At 53.5% G+C, this 17,854-nt stretch carries 17 protein-coding genes and 4 pseudogenes; 11 read left to right on the top strand and 10 right to left on the bottom strand.

The features are described from left to right. On the top strand, window positions 1-696 hold the full coding sequence (locus tag FQ182_RS28310) for a hypothetical protein (protein ID WP_256666372.1): 696 nt from the start codon (window positions 1-3) through the stop codon (window positions 694-696). On the opposite strand, the gene FQ182_RS28305 is transcribed toward FQ182_RS28310, so the two are convergent. Continuing rightward, a protein-coding gene (locus tag FQ182_RS28305; RefSeq protein WP_087149560.1) for an IS3 family transposase occupies window positions 627-1,789 on the bottom strand; the annotation gives its coding sequence in 2 pieces (ribosomal slippage) (window positions 627-1,534 and window positions 1,534-1,789; 1,164 coding nt in all). The genes FQ182_RS28310 and FQ182_RS28305 overlap by 70 nt on opposite strands. Before the next feature lie 64 nt (window positions 1,790-1,853). Between FQ182_RS28305 and FQ182_RS28295 the strand changes: the two genes are divergently transcribed. The 4 genes and pseudogenes from FQ182_RS28295 to FQ182_RS30605 all read left to right on the top strand — a co-directional run. Continuing rightward, a complete protein-coding gene (locus tag FQ182_RS28295; protein WP_256666373.1) occupies window positions 1,854-2,501 on the top strand; it encodes a hypothetical protein in 648 nt (215 codons plus the stop codon). Window positions 2,502-2,828: 327 nt separating this feature from the next. Next, window positions 2,829-3,161: a DUF2790 domain-containing protein gene (locus FQ182_RS28290; protein WP_019334883.1), complete on the top strand. Its 333-nt coding sequence runs from the start codon at window positions 2,829-2,831 to the stop codon at window positions 3,159-3,161. Window positions 3,162-3,379: 218 nt separating this feature from the next. Then, window positions 3,380-4,705, top strand: a pseudogene (locus tag FQ182_RS28285) (OprD family porin). Between the two features lie 155 nt (window positions 4,706-4,860). Then, window positions 4,861-5,275, top strand: a pseudogene (locus FQ182_RS30605) (potassium transporter Kup); the annotation flags it as partial. Between the two features lie 265 nt (window positions 5,276-5,540). Here FQ182_RS30605 and FQ182_RS28275 read toward each other — a convergent pair. Next, a complete protein-coding gene (locus tag FQ182_RS28275; protein ID WP_032856627.1) occupies window positions 5,541-6,188 on the bottom strand; it encodes a hypothetical protein in 648 nt (215 codons plus the stop codon). A 12-nt stretch (window positions 6,189-6,200) separates the two neighbouring features. Next, window positions 6,201-6,938: a HupE/UreJ family protein gene (locus FQ182_RS28270; protein WP_057005885.1), complete on the bottom strand. Its 738-nt coding sequence runs from the start codon at window positions 6,936-6,938 to the stop codon at window positions 6,201-6,203. Window positions 6,939-7,451: 513 nt separating this feature from the next. Between FQ182_RS28270 and FQ182_RS28260 the strand changes: the two genes are divergently transcribed. The 4 genes from FQ182_RS28260 to FQ182_RS28245 are packed head-to-tail and all read left to right on the top strand — an operon-like array spanning window position 7,452 to window position 10,085. Continuing rightward, complete coding sequence (locus FQ182_RS28260) at window positions 7,452-7,751, top strand: metal-sensing transcriptional repressor (RefSeq protein ID WP_032894820.1); 300 nt, start codon at window positions 7,452-7,454, stop codon at window positions 7,749-7,751. A gap of 7 nt (window positions 7,752-7,758) precedes the next feature. Beyond that, complete coding sequence (locus tag FQ182_RS28255; protein WP_046482256.1) at window positions 7,759-8,895, top strand: nickel/cobalt efflux protein RcnA; 1,137 nt, start codon at window positions 7,759-7,761, stop codon at window positions 8,893-8,895. Window positions 8,896-8,907: 12 nt separating this feature from the next. After that, entirely contained in the window at window positions 8,908-9,345 is a 438-nt protein-coding gene (locus FQ182_RS28250) for a YqaA family protein (RefSeq protein WP_046482254.1), read from the top strand. Continuing rightward, entirely contained in the window at window positions 9,342-10,085 is a 744-nt protein-coding gene (locus tag FQ182_RS28245) for a TraX family protein (protein WP_046482252.1), read from the top strand. The genes FQ182_RS28250 and FQ182_RS28245 overlap by 4 nt, the downstream gene beginning before the upstream one ends. Window positions 10,086-10,451: 366 nt before the next feature. On the opposite strand, the gene FQ182_RS28235 is transcribed toward FQ182_RS28245, so the two are convergent. The 7 genes and pseudogenes from FQ182_RS28235 to FQ182_RS28205 form a co-directional block, all read right to left on the bottom strand. Next, window positions 10,452-10,829 carry a substrate-binding domain-containing protein gene (locus tag FQ182_RS28235; protein ID WP_149414871.1) on the bottom strand — a complete coding sequence of 126 codons (378 nt, stop codon included), beginning with the start codon at window positions 10,827-10,829 and terminating at the stop codon, window positions 10,452-10,454. Beyond that, a pseudogene (locus tag FQ182_RS28230) lies at window positions 10,753-10,974 on the bottom strand (transposase domain-containing protein); the annotation flags it as partial. The gene FQ182_RS28235 and the pseudogene FQ182_RS28230, both read right to left, overlap by 77 nt. 104 nt (window positions 10,975-11,078) lie before the next feature. Continuing rightward, the gene (gene ltrA, locus FQ182_RS28225) at window positions 11,079-12,740 is read right to left on the bottom strand and encodes a group II intron reverse transcriptase/maturase (RefSeq protein ID WP_149414872.1); all 1,662 of its coding nucleotides are present in this window, start codon (window positions 12,738-12,740) and stop codon (window positions 11,079-11,081) included. 577 nt (window positions 12,741-13,317) lie between these two features. Continuing rightward, window positions 13,318-14,667 (bottom strand): annotated as a pseudogene (locus tag FQ182_RS28220) (IS66 family transposase); the annotation flags it as partial. 61 nt (window positions 14,668-14,728) lie between these two features. After that, complete coding sequence (gene tnpB, locus FQ182_RS30600) at window positions 14,729-15,064, bottom strand: IS66 family insertion sequence element accessory protein TnpB (protein WP_014335806.1); 336 nt, start codon at window positions 15,062-15,064, stop codon at window positions 14,729-14,731. Beyond that, entirely contained in the window at window positions 15,061-15,393 is a 333-nt protein-coding gene (locus tag FQ182_RS28210; RefSeq protein ID WP_014335805.1) for a transposase, read from the bottom strand. The genes tnpB and FQ182_RS28210 overlap by 4 nt, the downstream gene beginning before the upstream one ends. A gap of 74 nt (window positions 15,394-15,467) precedes the next feature. Further along, the gene (locus FQ182_RS28205; RefSeq protein ID WP_149414873.1) at window positions 15,468-16,019 is read right to left on the bottom strand and encodes a substrate-binding domain-containing protein; all 552 of its coding nucleotides are present in this window, start codon (window positions 16,017-16,019) and stop codon (window positions 15,468-15,470) included. A 212-nt stretch (window positions 16,020-16,231) separates the two neighbouring features. Here FQ182_RS28205 and FQ182_RS28200 point away from each other — a divergent pair, with 212 nt between their 5' ends. Next, window positions 16,232-16,909 carry a response regulator transcription factor gene (locus FQ182_RS28200; RefSeq protein WP_046482248.1) on the top strand — a complete coding sequence of 226 codons (678 nt, stop codon included), beginning with the start codon at window positions 16,232-16,234 and terminating at the stop codon, window positions 16,907-16,909. Continuing rightward, on the top strand, window positions 16,809-17,807 hold the full coding sequence (locus FQ182_RS28195; RefSeq protein ID WP_256666374.1) for a HAMP domain-containing protein: 999 nt from the start codon (window positions 16,809-16,811) through the stop codon (window positions 17,805-17,807). Before FQ182_RS28200 ends, FQ182_RS28195 begins: the two co-directional genes overlap by 101 nt. Window positions 17,808-17,854: the final 47 nt, after the last annotated feature.

The raw sequence follows: 17,854 nt of genomic DNA, 5'->3' as shown, positions 1-17,854 counted from the left end.
ATGTTTTCTAATGTGGTAGCTCTCTACCGCGCCATTGGAGCGCCCACCATTGAGGACGGAGTCATCCGCTATGAGGGGATGCCAACGCCCGACATTATCGGTGCGTTGCGAATGTGCGATGGCCTGCCCGCAGCCTATGGCAAGTTCGAGCATTGCTCTGAAGAAGCAGACTCTCTCGATATTGAGTTTCGCTTGCCATCGAACGAGTCTGGCCGGTTCTACGCGAACCTAGGCGAGTTTGTCGCTCGCAATGGCTCATTGGGCAAGGGGCAATTCCCGAGCAACGTATACATTGTTGAGCTCTGTTGGGCAGATAGCGATGACATCGAGCCTCCGGCGATTAAGGCGCTCAGGCGCGTCTGCCGGCTCATCGAGCTGCTTGCACTGCTAGCGATCGGTGTCGACAAAGACAGCAGCCAAGATGGTTTTAATCTGTTCTTTGCCTTGCCTCCCGATGGGGCTAAGCCTCCGAGAACTTTTCTGTTACCTACCCAGGTTGACGTCAAGGTCCTTGACTATGAGCTCAATCACCTGAGCTTGTTGGAAGAAATACTCAATCGAAAAAACGAAAATAAGGCACACCTCTCCGAACGAAAATTAATGATTCGGATGGCGGTGTGTAGTGGTCAACTAATCCCGGACACGACGTTAAGTTTTTCTTCGGCCCGAGCTGGCGCCAGCCCACCGTTGAATTGATGGGGGCGAATCCAGTTGTACCGATGCATTAAGAATTGGCTGATATCGCGCTGGGCTTCTTGAGCCGTTCGGTAATCCGTGGTCGGTATCCACTCCGTTTTCAAGCTGCGGAACACGCGCTCCATTGGCGCATTGTCCCAGCAATTTCCCCGGCGACTCATGCTCTGGCGCATGCGATAACGCCACAGCCGCTGGCGAAATAAACGACTCGCATACTGCGACCCTTGATCCGAGTGAAACAGCAGACCCTGAGGTCTTCCTCGTTGCTCGTAAGCCATATCCAGCGCCTTGATAACCAGATCAGCGTCCGGCTTTTCCGACAACGCCCAGCCCACCACCCGGCGCGTGCAAAGATCCAGCACGACAGCCAGGTAATGCCATTTCCCCTGGGCCCAGATGTAGGTGATGTCGCCGCACCACACCTGGTTGGGTGCTGGAGCATCGAACTCCCGATTCAATATGTTCGGGATATCCAACCGTTCAACCGTCGCTCGTTTGTAGGCATGTGATCCGGGTTGTTTACTGACTAAATCAAGCTCGCGCATCAGGCTGCGCACTTTGAACCGACCGAGCTGTTCACCGTCTTCACGCATCAGCGACAAGATGCTACGGCTGCCCGCAGCACTGCGACTTTGCGAGAACAGCTCGCTCACCCGGCTGCGTAACCGAAGTCGTTCGACATCAGGCGTTCGACGCCTAAGACGCTGGGCGTAGTAGCACGAACGGGGGACTTCAAACACCTTGCACAGCCAATCAATCGGCTCATGGACGCTCAGCTGATTGATCAGCGCGTACGCTCGTGATCTTCCGACATCAAGAGCGCGGTAGCCTTTTTTAATATCGATTTTTCCCGTTCAAGGCGGGCAATCCGGGCTTCCAGCTCCTGAATTTTCTGCTGTTCCGGGGTCAATGCTTTGCTCTGCGGAGTGACGCCTTGGCGTTCCTGCTGAACCTGATCAACCCAGCGGCGCAGGGCTGACTCGCCGACGCCGAGTGAACGGCTGGCTTCGATGTAGCTGTAGTTTTGCTTGAGCACGAGGTCGGCAGCCTCGCGTTTGAATTCAGCAGAAAAGGAACGGCGTTGTTTGGTCATCTGACACCTCGATCTGGCGAGCATTCTCGCCTAAATGGGTGTCCGGTTTCATTAGACCACTACAGTGGCTAGCGTCATCGAGAAGTTTGAGAGCGAGCCCAATCTGTTCTTGGTGATCGTGCGGGAGTGGCGGGAGGTCCTCGCCACATACCGCGCTAATCTGCAAACCTACGTCTATAGCTTCTCGTTTGAGCGGGCCCGGCGGGAGGTGGCCCAAGCTGAAATCGACTATGGCACGAAGCTTAGCGGGGTGCTGGGCGACATCGCCGGCAAGATGCTCGCCCTGCCGATATCGCTAGCGGGTTTGGTCGTGCTGGAGAAAACAACCTCAAGATTCGAAGGTTTTATCCTTGTCCTTGGGTTGGCAGCGGTTTCTGTGGTTCTGCTTGCAATCCTTCACAACCAAATGCTGCAAACGGAGCGCCTCCTACACAGCTTCAATGTCATTTTCGATGATTTCAAGGACAAGATAAAAACATATCCCCCGAAACTTCAGGGGCTGCTCAGGATCACCATCGATCAAGTCGACAAGCAAGGCCTAACCCTCACCAGGACCTTTCGGTTGCTGAAGGGGTTGTCCCTGCTTCCAATCGTCGGTGCTTTGCTGCTAGCCGCGATAAAATACCGGGACGATTTCTTATGGCTGTTAAAGGCTATCCTAGCGATGGTATTTTCGGTACTCAACGTAGCCCCTAATATTCTCAGCCTATAAGGCTTTTGTAACACGTTCCTCGTCTCATCTTACTGCGCTCAAACCACTCATCCATATGGAGCAGTCCAAGCAGCTGTCCATAATATAGATGAGATGTATCTTTAATAAAAAATACTTGGGTATTTCGTGAGAAACTCGAGTTGATCTTTAATGCTTATCTGACATATTCAGCCTACTCCGCCAATAAGTTAAAATTCTAATAGTCGAGCTCACCAGTGCTGAGGGACACCTTACGCATATGTAATATTCGCGGCAGCTTTCTGAAAGGCATCACTGGTTATCCTCTAGTCAGAAGTAAGTGAACACTAGGAGAAAATCATGAAATTCATGAAATCACTAAAAGCTTTTTTTGCCGTTTCCATCTTGACCTTGTCTTCTTTGGCCATGGCTGAAGGCGGTGGTGACCGTGTTTATGGTCGAATGATGCAAGAGAACCAGAAGGCGATGGAACAGTACGCCTTAGAAAATGGAAAGACGACACCTGAAGTTGTTCATTATGAATATGGAATGAACCTCGATGTCCAGAAGGTAATCAGTACCACTCAAGCCAATAAAACCTGTGGCGTAGCTCCTTCGCGCATGACCTATGAAGATTCGGCGGGCAAGCTCAACACCCTGGAATACAAGGTTATGGGTACTAACTGCCCTCACGGAAGCTAGTTAGCGTTGGCCCTAGCTGCGCCAGTTTGTTCGGTATGTTTTGAGCCTGCTTACTGTTCGCTGACATAGAAGTAATTTTCAGGTCACGCTGGAGTTATCTATTGTATGAAATTATGTCTGCCGGCACGTAGGAGAAATCCTCACGTGCTGGTGGCTTTTTATAATTATAAAAAATATTTCATAAAGAAACTCTGCCAAGCTAAAGCCTGGAGTGTTAAATGAACAATAAAAGCATTTATGGTCTTTCTCTAATTGCCCTTGGCATGAGCATGGGGCAAGTTGCAGTAGCTGTGGAGCAAAAGCCTGAAGGGTTCATTGAGGGGAGCACCTTTAGTATTCTCAATCGGAATCTCTATCTCAATCGTGATTATCGAAAGGGCCAGTCAAGCCCCACGGGCAATGGTTACTCAGCCGAATGGGCTCATGGCATCATTGGCCGATTCGAATCAGGCTTTACTCAAGGTACCGTAGGCTTCGGCATTGATGCGTTTGCAATGGAAGGCCTCAAGCTCGATTCAGGTGATGGTCGCTCGGGAGCCCGAAGCTCAGTCGATGTCTTGCCGCACAATAGCAAAGGCCAACCTGAAGACTCCTACTCAAAAGTAGGCGGGGCCGCAAAAGTGCGTTTCCTGGATACAGTCGTCAAGGTAGGCGACGTATTTCCATCGACGCCTGTCGTTGCCTATGGGGATTCCCGACTTCTCCCGGAGAGTTTCCGTGGTGCAACGTTCACTAATACCAGCATCAAAGGCCTGACCCTTCAGGGGGGCCGGCTGCATGCGATGAGCCAACCCAATTCCAGTAGCATGCGTGACGGCTTTTCAACTTTTTACGCCGGTGCAGTAGATGCTCCATGGATCGCTTATCTAGGGGGCGATTACACGGTCAATGAGCACGTAGGTGTGAGTCTTTACACCAGCCAATTCAAGGATGTGTGGAACCAATACTACGCGGGCACCACATTGAGCTATCCACTCTCAGAAAGCGTATCGCTAATCGGCGGCTTTAATTAATACCGAGCGGTTGATGAGGGTAAAAAACTTCTGGGAAGCTTCGATAACAACATCTGGAGCGGCAAGACCGGGGTCAAATTCGGAGCGCACGCCGTGACCGTTGGTTACCAGCGCAATAATGGTAACGACGACTTTGACTACCTTCGCCAGTCCGACTCAATTTTCTTGGATAACTCTATCCAATACAGCGATTTCAACTCACCGAAAGAGCAATCCTTGCAGCTGCGCTACGATCTAGATATGCAGGCTTTCGGCATCCCCGGTCTCAGCTTCATGACCCGCTACGCTAAGGGCTGGGATGCGGACTATTCCAACGCGAACAGCGTGTACATGCGTCGCGGCGCGGATGGTGCCCCATTGCAGGACCAAAAGCGTTGGGAGCGAGACATAGAGGCCAAATACGTCATCCAGTCAGGCTCTCTGAAGGACATGTCTTTGCGTGTTCGCCAAGCAACGACACGAGCTACCGATTTCGAATCTGATTTGGACGAAGTCAGACTGATTGTCGAATACCCATTGCAACTGCTTTAACGGACGCTAGCCATCGGCATCAGGTGTCCAATTGCCAAATACACCCCCGTCTCTTTGTTTCTCCTTTGGTTTAGAGACGGCTTAGGCGCCCTAGTGGCGCCTTTTTTTGTGGATTGACATAAATGTTGGTATGACCCGGCAGTTATTACAATGCTGATACAGCCCCTCATGCGCTCTCGCACAATCTATTGCATAAACAGGTTCTGCACGAGCAGGTGGTGTTGCTAACTGTGGCGTCTGAAGACAGCTGCGCGTACCAGATGATCGGCGGTTTGAGGTCTAGGCTTATGACGAATAATTTTTCCGGGTTAACCCGCACTTTGGTCTTATCGGGGAGCCTGACCTAGCCGTAGCCTTGAGTTTCTTACACTTGAATGAGCTGGATTTCTGCACGAAGCAATCCACCTACTTCCTTAGCCGCGAGACGGATATCCCGATCAAGCGTATCGGAATGGCTCGTCGGCGAGAAAGCTTGTTCACTTTTTTACTGAAGCACGTCAACAGCAACCTCAAATACTTCCATTTGCCGCTGACCGAGTGGTCGAACTGGGTGCGCAGGTTGAGATATAGAAGCAAACAAGGCCGCAAATGCGGCCATGTTTTATTCAGGGTGTTACTCGTGTGAGTGTCCGTGCTCAGCGGTCTTGGATGTTGTTCCTTTCTCACCGCCACCGCATGCGGTCATCAGGCCAATAAAGCAAATCAGGAGCATCGAACGAATCAGCGTTGCTGGGGTTTTCATGGAATGACTCTTCAAAAAATGGATGAGATAAATGGTCTTTATCTAGGTTGATCGCTGCATTTTCGGCAATAGAACAGCCATCGCTGCTTCGGATTACTGTTTGACGCTCAAGTAATCGCCGGCCGTTCTCAGTGAGATGGTCACGTCGCTATTGCTGCGGTTACGCCAAAACCAACCATGGGTGCCGTCAAAAATGGCGGTGAATTCACCTTTGTCACTTTTGACTTGCTTGCCCTTGGTATAGCTGTGGAAGTAACCCTTTTCACCGTTGTAAGGCTCGCCATGGGTGTCGTAATTCACAGGCCCACCAGCCGCTGTCCATTCATAGCTGACCGTCTTGCCCTTCAGCACTTTCAGTTTGATTTCTGTCCCTTCACCTGGCTTGAGCGTGACGCTCATTTGATTTGTCTTCAGAGCTGGGGGAGGTGTCGCCACTGGCGGAGTAACAGGTGTCGCAACAGGTTCAGCCTGTGCAACCTGCGAAGCTGGAGCTGGAGCTAAAGTTGCTGGTTGAGGTGGTGCTGCATCCGCCAAAGCCTCCTGGGCCAGGATGATCTTCAGTTCGCCCATTTGGGTCAGCCCCAGTGCTCGGCCCACACCCGTTGGATCAACGGCATATTCCGAAGGCATGACAACGGTCACCAGCAGGACGACCGCAGTCAACAGTGCAATGACAGTCGAACGCACCAGTTTGCGAGTGCTGGGCAATTCATTAACAGTTGGAAGCGGAGTATTGAACATGGTCAGAATTCCTTACGCAGAGACAAATAGGCCAGTCAGCTGGTAACCCATCAGCAGGAAACCGGCACTCATCATGGCGACGTTGGCGGTATAGGCGTGGCGCCAGAAACTGCCGGTGCGCCGCCAATACCCCATCAGAATGAGAATCGCGCTGAGGGCCAGCAATTGGCCGATCTCGACGCCGACGTTGAAGGCGATCAGGTTGGGAATCAGGCCATCAGGCGAGATCTCGTACTCCTGAATCTTGGTGGCTAGACCGAAACCATGGAGCAGGCCGAAGATTAGCGTGGCCACCTTGGTGTTGGGTTGGAAGCCGAACCAGCGCTGGAATGCACCCAAGTTATCGAGCGCCTTGTACACCACAGAGAAACCAATGATGGCGTCGATGATGTAGGAGCTGATGCTGATCTCGGTCAGCACGCCCAGCAGCAGCGTAACCGAGTGGCCTACAGCGAATAGCGTGACGTAGAGCCCCACGTCTTTCAGGCGGTAGAGGAAGAAGATCACCCCGAACAGAAACAGCAGGTGGTCGTACCCCGTCATCATGTGCTTGGCGCCCATGTAGATGAAGGGCAGCAACATGACGCCGGAACTTTCCTGGATGAAGCCCTTGTCACCTTCCGCGACGGCATGAGCCATCGCCTCGGGCATCCCGAGGAAAAGTGCAGCGACAAGTAAAAACAACAGCAGTAGTGGGCGGTGCGATGGCGCAGTGAATGCGACAACGCCACTCATTGAGTGCGAATGCATAGATCAATCCTACGTTGCAGGGATCAAAGGCCGCAGTGCGGCCATGGTCAGGATGCGAACGAAGGACGGGGCGGACGCTCGATCAAGAAAATCGGCGGACGAGGAACGGAATATCTGCGCGCATCAACTCGTATGGACAGCTTTGGCTGTGCAGCCAAACTCAACGCGGACGTGAGCTGTGGCGTTTCGTGCTGATGGTCAGGGGTCAACGGCGAGTGGTAATGATCCGAGTAGCTCGCGCTCGACATCTCTGCCTGCTGCTCATGGGAGTGATGTGCGTCTTGCGCAATCTCCCAGGCTGGCTGTTTCGATGTCACCGACAACGTATAGGTGTGCCCGGCCCAAGCCACAAACATGGCGAGAGCAAGTGCGATTACCACCGTCATTGTCAGTGTTTTGCTGAACATAGTGTTCGGGTTTCAACTCGTTTTGTAGGGCTTTGATTCGTTTGACCGTATCCCCCTAGGGGGGATACGATGCCAGCGTAATTCATTGAGGCCTGAGGCTCAAGTCATGAGTGAGCACGAACACGAACACAGCCATCCCCACACCCACCAAAGTCATGAGGCGATCATCAAGCGCCTCAAACGAGCGGACGGCCATTTACGCGGCATCATCACCATGATCGAAGAGGGTCGTGAGTGCGTGGACATTGCTCAGCAGTTGCATGCAGTTGAGAAAGCCGTATGTCAGGCAAAACGAACGCTCATCCAAGATCACATTGATCACTGCCTTGAGGACACCGTTTCGGCGCTGGGCAATGGAGAGCGTGCACCGCTGGAAGCTTTCAAACAAATCACCAAGTACCTTTAGGTCTGATATGCCCAACTTCGCTGAACTCTTGCAACAGGGTGGTTCGCACGCCTGGCTGTACTTCCCGAGCGCCATTCTGCTCGGTGCTTTACATGGGCTTGAACCGGGCCATTCAAAAACCATGATGGCGGCTTTCATCGTGGCCATCCGTGGCTCGGTAAAACAGGCCGTATTGCTGGGGCTGGCTGCAACGCTATCGCACACCGCCGTAGTGTGGCTGGTCGCCATCGGCGGCATGTATCTGGGCAAAGGCCTGGACGCTCAAACCACTGAGCCATACTTCCAGCTAGCATCCTCTGCCCTGATCATCGTAATTGCGCTGTGGATGCTTTGGCGTACATGGCGCGGTGAGCAGATGTTCAAGTTCGAGCAAGGTGATGATCACCACCATGGCGAGCATGACCACGGCCATCATGATGAAACCCACCGAATCGATACTGGCCATGGTCGTGTTGAGCTGTCGATCTTCGAAGACGGTGTGCCACCGCACTGGCGCATGAAGACATTGACCGGGCACGCTTGGGCAGCCTCAGATGTTCGTCTGATGACTACCCGTCCGGACGGCAGCACCCAGTCGTTCACCTTCGTCGAGCGCGAGGGCTTCCTGGAATCGGCAGTCGATATCCCCGAGCCTCATGAGTTCAGTGCTCGCTTGAGTCTTGGGCACGCGGGGCACTCCCATGATTATGACTTGGACTACCAGGAGCATAATCACGGCCATGTGCATTCCGAACTGGAAGGCCTGGAGTTGTCGATTGACGGCTATCAGGATGCACACGAACGTGCTCATGCTAACGATATCCGTAAACGCTTCACTAACCGCGAAGTCACCACCGGCCAAATCATCATGTTCGGTCTGACTGGTGGTTTGATTCCTTGTCCGGCTGCTATCACCGTTCTGTTGCTATGTCTTCAGGTCAAAGAGGTCGCCTTGGGTGGCGTGCTAGTCCTGTGTTTTAGCATTGGTCTGGCACTCACACTGGTAACCGTCGGTGCTGCAGCCGCGATTGGCGCCAAGCAGGCGTCCAACCGTTGGCCGTGGTTCGGCACCGTTGCGCGTCGTGCGCCCTACCTCTCCAGTGTCCTGATCATCGGTGTTGGTCTCTACGTGGGCTTCCATGGCTGGATCGGCTTGAACGCTTGAGGCGACTCTTTCGTGTTTGAACTCACCAGCTACGTTGGTCTATTCCTGGCGGCATTCGGTGCCGCCACGGTATTGCCAATGCAGTCTGAAGCCGTGCTGGTCGGAATGTTGCTCTCCGACCGGTACGTCGTATCTACGCTCTTGGCGGTCGCCACTTTTGGCAACGTTCTTGGCTCCGCACTGAACTGGTTTGTGGGCCGTTCTGTTGAGCGATTCCGCCACAAGCGCTGGTTCCCCTTGAGCGAGAGCAAGTTAGAAAAAGCCCAGCACTCCTATATGCGCAGCGGGCGCTGGTCACTGTTGCTGAGCTGGGTGCCCATCATTGGCGATCCGCTGACGGTCGTCGCCGGAGTCATGCGCGAACCATTTTGGAGTTTCCTACTGATCGTCACCCTGGCCAAGGGCGTGCGTTATCTCGTGCTTACCGCAGTCACATTGGGATGGACATGACGACGGCTAATACAACCCCGCATCCTTCACTCAAGAACCGAAGCATTAGCCTGGATCTGATCAAGTGGCTGGCGATGCTGACCATGGTTATCGATCACTTGCGCTTGGTGTGGCCGGAGATGAGCAATCTGTTTATTCTGGGACGACTGTCTTTTCCGCTGTTCTGTGTCGCCATTGCGGCCAACGTGGCGCGCTCCAAACCGGGCGAATTGCTGACGGCGACGAATGGTCGATACCTTGCGTTGATGCTGTTGTTTGCTGCCATTTCAGAAGTGCCTTATCGCTACATCAGCACCTCGGGATCATTCAACGTGTTGGTTACCCTGGCATTAGGGCTATTGATTGCGTGGGGATTGCAATATCGCACCTTGTTGAGCGGCGCTACGGCGTTGATGGCCGCCGCAGTTGCCTACGTGCTGGATGATCCACTGATGTATGGCTTCTACGGAGCACTCCTTCCATCGGCGGTCTTGTTAGCGATCAAGAGCCCCGGTGTTCTTTGGTTGCTGCCAGCGGCTCTATGCCTGTTGAGCAATACCCGCAGCAGCATCGTGACCAGGGCGATGGACTTGGAAATCTATTCATTGTTGGCTTTGAGCTCCGCGTTCGCGGCTCCCCTGATCGGGCTCTGGCTTCTTCGTCAGACTTTCACCTTCAAGGTCTGGCCGGTCGGGCAATGGGGCTACTGGTTCTATCCGGGGCACCTTGCTGCTTTGCAAGCTCTCCGGCTTCTGACCTGAGGGAGGTCAAATCAGATAGTGGGAGCCTGGTGCTTATTAGTAATCGATGGTAGAAATTGCATTGAGCAACAGAAGTATAAGTAAGCGAGAAATACTCGCCAACGCCGACAGGGGCTAGTAAAAATGGACGCATACCAGCGCCGCCGACGCATCCAATTCTGGTTGGGCTCATTCCCAGTGTTAGTAGGCTTTACCATTCTAGTTCTTGCCTTGATTCTGTCTGACAGAGGGGCCACGTTAAGCCCTCAAGAACTTGATGGCTTAAGCTTGAGTCGGCAAACGAAATCGCCTCCTCAAATAACCGACCATAAAGCAACTACAATCCTGGCGGTGGCCCAATAGAGAGCACACAGCTCCTAGCAGGGTTCATCGAACAGGTGTTAATCCGCCTAGCTTCATGGCACTCCTAGCGGCCTCTGAACTGAGGAACTTTAATAGCGTGGCAGCCTCCTCTTGCTGCACGCTGCCTGTGGTGATGGCCGCTGAGTACATTGTCATTTTCTGAACCTGATCGGGGATAAGCCCAATCACATCGATGCCTTCAATGTGCATCAGCTCACTCAATTGTTGGAAGCCTATCTCCGCTTCGCCACGGGCTACTGCTTCTGCGACAGGCTTCGCGGAAATCGTTTTGGTTGTATGCGTCCGGGCATCACATCTTGCGTGATTAAACCGGCTGCCACTTATGCGGAAGCAGCAGCTCGATTTCACTCGCCCGCTGCGTCGGTAAACGCGTGAGAACATCCTTTAGATAGGCGTACGGGTCATGACCATTCAGCCGCGCAGACTGGATCAAACTCATGATCGCTGCCGCCCGTTTTCCGCTACGTAGCGACCCAGCGAAGAGCCAGTTTTTGCGTCCAAGAGCCCACGGCCGGATCTGGTTGTCGGGTAGTCAGACGCGGTTACCCGCGTCCAACCCCCTAAGAACCGTGCATGCGAGTTTCCCAGCACACGGCTCAAGCCTCTACAAAGGCACTGTTAAGTACCCGGCTATACCTCTTGAACATTGGCGTACTGCTGATCTCTGGGGCAACGCAGGTGATAGACCTCAAGATTGACTGCGGCGTCCGTTCCCCCGTCGGCCAACTTTACGATGTGGCGACTATGCCACGGCGTATCTTTGGTAACGGGCTTATGACAAACAGAACATAGACCGCCTTGCTGTCGCCAGACGCGATAAAGCTTCGCTCGTCCCTTCGTTGATTTGAGCATTTTCTTGCCCCATCGGAACTCGAAATACTCATCCCAATTGGGGTCATGCGGGTTGGCAGCAGACTTGATCTTGATGTGCCGCACTATCGGCGTATCCGATTCTTTCAGTAAGGTGTATTCCCTTACCTTACCGTCTGCGGATTTTTCAACGGTGGTGAACACCCAGCGGCGCGATCCTCGGACTTTAAAATACCTGTCCTTGACCCACCGTGTTCCTTTGCGCGGATGTCGTCTCACCGCCCAGCGCCAGAGCATTATCCAGACTTCGCTATCCACCTGATTGAAGACTTTCTTGGCGACCACGTGGCTGTGATAGTTCGCCCATCCCCGTAAAATCGGATTGAGCAGCCCGATCAAATTGACCTGTTTGATCGCCTTGTTGGTCTTGATCACTTCCCGGAGCCTGGCTAGGTGAACCCTGATATTTGCTTTCGATGGCTTGATCAGGAGCTTTCCGTTGTACTTGCGCAAGTTCCATCCGAGGAAGTCGAACCCGTCCTCTATGTGCGTTATTTTGGTTTTTTCCGCAGAGAGGACAAGTCCACGCTCTGCCAGAAACTCAACCAAAGCGGGCCTGACTTCATTCTCCAGCCATTCTTTCGAACAGCCAGTGATGATGAAATCATCTGCATAACGCACCACGCGCATCTTTCGGCCTGTCCACTTTGCATTGGGAAATTTCTTCGCCAGCATCGCTTCCAAACCATCCAAGGTCATGTTGGCCAACACCGGAGAAATGATGCCTCCCTGCGGGGTTCCGGTGTGGCTAGGGAACAGCTCATTCTGGTAGACGTAACCGGCTTTGAGCCATTTCTGCAAAATCGCCTTATCCATGGGGATGTTCGCGATCAACCAGTCATGGCTGATATTGTCGAAACAGCCTTGAATGTCGCCCTCTAACACCCACTCCGCGTTTGCTTTTCGTGACAGCACACCAAAGCACTGTGCGGCGGCATCCGCAGTTGAGCGTTCCGGCCTGAACCCATATGAGTTCGGATCGCCGGTAGTTTCCGCTATCGGTTCCAGAGCCAACAGATGGAGCGCCTGCATGGCCCGGCATTTCATCGCGGGAATTCCGAGAGGTCTCGTCTTGCCGTTTTTCTTCGGAATAAGCACTCTCCGAAGCGGAAGCGGCGAGTAGCCTCGCCGCTTCAATGACGCTATCGCACCGATCTTGGCCCCCGGTGTATTCCAAGTGACCTTGTCCACACCGGGGGTATTCTTGCCTTTGTTTTCAGACACCCGTTTCACGGCTAAAGCTTTGCCGCTAAACGAGTGAGTCAGCAGCCATTGCAGGGCTTTTGCCTTGTTATGTCTGCCGTCTTGTACGGCCTTCACAATACGCGCTTGCAGCCCTCTTACTCGACGTTGAGCGTCGGCCCAATTGATGCCGTCCCACGACGTGCCGGAAGGTGCACACGCCAATGCTGCTGCGTTCATTTGCTCTCCTTCCGTTGAAAGGGTTCTACCTACTCTCTTGTGAAGAGAGACCATGAGGACGTCTGCCCGCTTTCGCGTGAAGTGATGTTTCAACTCCTATCCAGCCCGTTACAGGATGGCGTTCGCTTTTTCCTCGTTCCTTCGCCCGCACCGCCATGGGCCTTTTTTGCAAACGGCTGTCCCCGAGGGGAGCGATACGGGATTTCCACGTTCCGCTTACTGAAGTACGTCGGGTTAGGTGCCTGCTATCGACCGGGAGATACACGGGTCACGAACGCGCAACCGAAAGGCGCTGTTCCCACCTCCATTACCGTTTTGGTTCGAGCGTATAAGCCATTTCCGCTCGTTTAACTTAACGATCTTTACGCAGGTTCACATGTGTTCACCATACCGACTATCTAGCCCTTGTCCGGCCATGGCTGCCAGAAGAGCACATCTCTCACGAGTAGTACCCCGCACCTTGCGGTGCCTCGTCACATTGTCGAAAGCGCTCTTGATTCAGCCTTCTAGATTCACCCGGTGACACGGGTGGTTCCCTCCAAGGGGAACAACTTCTGTAAGCGACTTCGTGTCGCACCTCCGCCCAGTTATTATCAATGGGGACGGCCCCATCATCGAGGTAGCGCGACAGCGCTGCCCAGCGTTTGAGACTGTAATCGAGTGCTCTGCTGATGGCCGAACCTTCGGGCACAAGATCACGCTGGGCGATCATCCAGACATGCAATCTATCCATCACCGGAGCGGCTTTTTCTTGTCGTATTCGGCACCGTAAATCCGGTTCCAGATCACGCACTTCGCTCTCGATTTCGTACAGCAACTGGATGTAGCGCAGGGCCTGCTCGGCGATCTGGCTTTTGTTGGTCGCGTGCAATTCGAAAAACTTGCGTCGGGCATGGGCCATGCAGCCGATCTCGGTCACGCCGAGTTCGAAGCTGGCCTTGTAACCGCCAAAGTCGTCGCAGACCAACTTACCTTTCCAGCCTTGCAGGAAGTTGCGAGCATGCTCACCGGCGCGGCTGGGGCTGAAGTCGTAGACGACAGCGGCTGTTTCGCAGAACTGGCTCGTGGCGTAAGCCCAAACATAAGACCGGTGGGTTTTCTTCGAACCTGGAGCAAGCATCTGTACCGGTGTTTCATCCGCGTGGATGACTTGCTGTCCCATCACTACGTCACGCAGGGCATCGACCAGGGGCTGTAATTGCACACCCGTCATTCCAACCCATTGAGCCAAAGTGGAGCGTGGAATCGCCAAGCCGGCGCGACCGAAAATCGATTCCTGGCGGTAGAGCGGCAAATGGTCAGCGAACTTCGCGATCATGACGTGGGCAAGTAAGCCTGCCGTTGGGATACCTTTGTCGATGACCTGCGCCGGTACGGGCGCTTGGATCAGCGTTTCGCAGTCATCGCAAACCCACTTGCCACGAACATGGCGTTCGACGGTGAACACGCCGGGTGTGTAGTCCAGCTTTTCGCTGACGTCTTCACCGATACGCTTGAGTGCGCAGCCACAAGGGCAGCGAGTGTTGTCCGGTTCATGATGGATCAACGTGCGTGGGAATTCCGCCGGCAATGCCGTGCGCTTGGGCTTTTGCTTTTTCTCGGTCGTCGCTGGCGCTATTTGCAAGGCTTGAAGCTCGGCCTCAATCGCCGCGATATCGGTATCGATCAGGTCATCGAGCAGACTGGCCTGCTCAGGATTCATCTGCTCGCTACGCTTGGCAAACTTCAAACGCTTGAGTTGCGCGATTTCGTGGGTCAGTTTCTCGATCACCGTTTGATCGCGGTTGATCTTCTTGCCCATGGTGTCAACTGTCTTGCCCATGGTTTCAACCGTCTTGCCCAGGGTCTCGACTTGCGACAGCAACTGCGCAGCGAATGCACGTAGCTGGTCGGGAGTCATTTGATCGAGATTGGGTGAGGACGTCATGCCGTGGATTTTACCAAAGCAGGCCACTTGCGACAGCCAGCCAAGACGCTAATTACAGTTTTTAAAGCAGCGTGATTGCACCGCCGGCTCCAACACGTTGCCAAGGTAGTCCGAGCACTAAGGCCTGAAGTTGTTCGGTATCCAACTGCATTTCGCTGCTTTGTCGAAGGCTTGGCCAGTGAAACTTGCCCTGGTTCAAGCGACGTGCGGCCAACCAAATACCAATCCCATCGTGTACCAGCACTTTCATGCGATTGGCCCGGCGATTGGCAAACAAATAAGCGCAGTGCGGCTTCGCCGCACCGAAGACCGCGATCACTCTGGCTAGCGCGGTCTCGGTACCGGCGCGCATGTCCATGGGCTCAGTGGCGAGCCAGATGGCGTCGATGCGGATCATCGCAACAGATCTCGCAGAAAGGTGGCACAGGCAGCGGCGCTTTCGGTCGGCCAGTTCACTTTCACGGTGCCGCGCGGGTGTGGGATTTCGAGGCAGATAGTCGATGACGTGGCTTGCGAATTTGCTCCGGCTAACTGCAAGGGCAGCGGAATGAAAGCAGGTTGCAGCGCCATGGCTTTCTGCGTTTGCACTCGAATCCATTTATGGACGAGGTTCGCGTTGAGGCTGTGGCTCAGCGCAACGCTGGCAATCGAGGCCCCGGGCTGGGAACACTCTTGAATGACCTGGGCCTTGAAGGATTTGGAGTAAGAACGGCGTTGTGGCTGCATGAAAGACCCGCTTATAAAGGCTAGAAATGGTGTCCACTTAAATCAGGTGGACACCATCGCCTTTGGCGTCGGGGTCAGGAAGGTGTGTTGGCCGGACGCATACTTTTGGTTTTGATCCTCAACCTTTCTGAGATGTGCATTTGAGGGAAGAGAATACGTGACAGGTATGTTCCGCTGGGCGTATCCGATAGAGCCAGAGACTTTGCGTTGAGCAACGTCTTTTTGAAGTTCTTCATGGTGCTTATATCGGGCTTTTTAGCGCCTTTGCGGACGGCCATGGCAATGAACGACTTGGCAAGCTCAATTCGACTCGTTTTTTGCAAATGGCCTTGATCTATAAGCTTTCGCAGCTCCCAGTCCTCCATGATTACAACATCTGCTTTTTGACCGCTCTCCAACAGATTTTCGATTGCCGTTGGCGTATTGCCGGTGGGCGGGGATTCTTTAATTACCAGGCTGATTCCTGTCGTTTTTTCATAAAGGGGGGCTATGGATTGAATCGCCGCGATGAAGCCTCCTGTCGTAAAGAGGGTAAGCGTTTTGGTGGGAGTGGCATCCTGTGCCTCAATGCCATCTGCAAATAGAAACAAGCAAGCCAATGCGAGCCTCGATAAGGTCTTCGTCATGACGGGATATCCTGAATCGAGTGTAGAGATGAGATTTAGCAGTGGGGGCGCGAAAAAATAGGCACCTTTCAAGCAAAGACGAAATTAAGGATGGTTAAGAAATATTTAGTTTACCGCCCGATGCACCCTACCTAGGCTGCACTGATCTTTAAAGCCTACGGCGCTTGGAGCTCGCTCGAGCTTTAGGTTTGCAATCGTTGTGTGGAGTAAAAATGAATCGCGCGCTGGTGATAGAGGACGATGAGGTTACAGCCAAGGCTATTGTTAACACGCTGACCTCCCATGGATTCGAAGTTCTATGGACGGCGAACGGTCGTGATGGATTATCAGCGGCCATTTCTGGCGGGCATGATGTGATAACACTTGACCGGATGCTGCCTGATTTTGATGGTTTGACGATAATCAGTACGCTGCGAAGCCTCGGTATTCAGACGCCAGTCTTGATGATCAGCGCATTGTCAGATGTCGATGAGCGGGTCAAAGGGCTTCGTTCAGGGGGCGACGACTACCTGACCAAACCGTTCTCTACGGTTGAAATGATCGCCAGGGTGGAGGTGCTGCTGAGGCGCCCGCTTGCCGGTGTGAGTGAGCGCCTACTGAGCGTCGGCAACCTCCATATTGATCTTATTGAGCAGTCACTCAGTCGCGAGGGCGTGCAGATCCCACTTCTCCCAACCGAGTTCAAACTGCTCACTTATTTCATGCGCAACGCGGGTCAGCTGGTTACTAGAACCATGCTTTTCCAGGCAGTTTGGGGATATCACTTCGATCCAGGCACGAACATTATTGATGTCCATATCGGTCGCCTGCGTAAAAAAATCGAGGGTGGAAATTCACCCGTTATTCAAACCATACGCGGTTCTGGTTATGTTCTTGCCTCCCAGGAATGAGCGTTGGCGTTCCTCCAATAGCCGCCTTCTTGGGCTCTACGCCTTGTTTTTTATCGCTTGGGGAGCCGTTTTTACAGGTGTGCTTTATTGGAAAATATCAACCTATCTCGGAGCTGTTGCCGAGCGGACATTGATGCAGCGAGCCCACTATTACCAAAAAATTGATGATGCCAGCCTAAAAGACGAGTTGGCCGCTAGTGAGGTGTATTCGACGTCGGGGATCGACGCCTACGGCTTATTTGAAGCTGACGGCACCCATATCGCCGGCGACCTGCTTCGTTTGCGAGCAAGTCTGCCAGGTGACGGCCAGGTACATTATCTCGAGAGAGGATTGAGCATTGCATTGCCACGAGAGCAAACCCGAAGCAGTCATGCACTGATGCAGCATCGTGACGATGGTCGAATTTTGATCCTGTCGCGCGATGGGGGCTCTATCTCCGCAGTCGGCGGTATTATCGAGCAAGCATTATTTTGGGGGTTTTCTCTTACCCTTATCCCTGGGCTGATCGGTTGGTGGCTCCTGAGGCGAAGGCCCCTACGCAGGGTACAGCGACTCCAAAGCTGCACTGAAAGTATCGTATCGGGCAATCTCGGCGAACGACTTCCGCTGTCTCCACGCCGCGATGAGCTCGACATGTTGGCCAATGCTGTCAACGTCATGCTCGAGCATATAGAGCAGCTTATGCATGAGGTTAAGGGGGCGTGTGACGGTATTGCGCACGATCTGCGTACACCCCTGACTCGCCTGCGTGCCCATCTTGACCAGCTACAGCAGTTACCCCTGGATAGCTCTCATGCAGAGACCTTGAACATGGCACTTGGATTTGCCCCTACAAAACCGGACACCAACTCCCTGTTAAATTGGTGCTGCCGCCAAGCGCCTGAACTCCCTCGGTGAGCGATAGTTCAAAGCGCTGTGCGGATGCTGCTCGTTGTAATGTTCAA

This window comes from Pseudomonas sp. ANT_H4 (genome assembly GCF_008369295.1).
Taxonomy (GTDB): domain Bacteria; phylum Pseudomonadota; class Gammaproteobacteria; order Pseudomonadales; family Pseudomonadaceae; genus Aquipseudomonas.
This window is presented reverse-complemented; position numbering and strand designations above follow the sequence as displayed.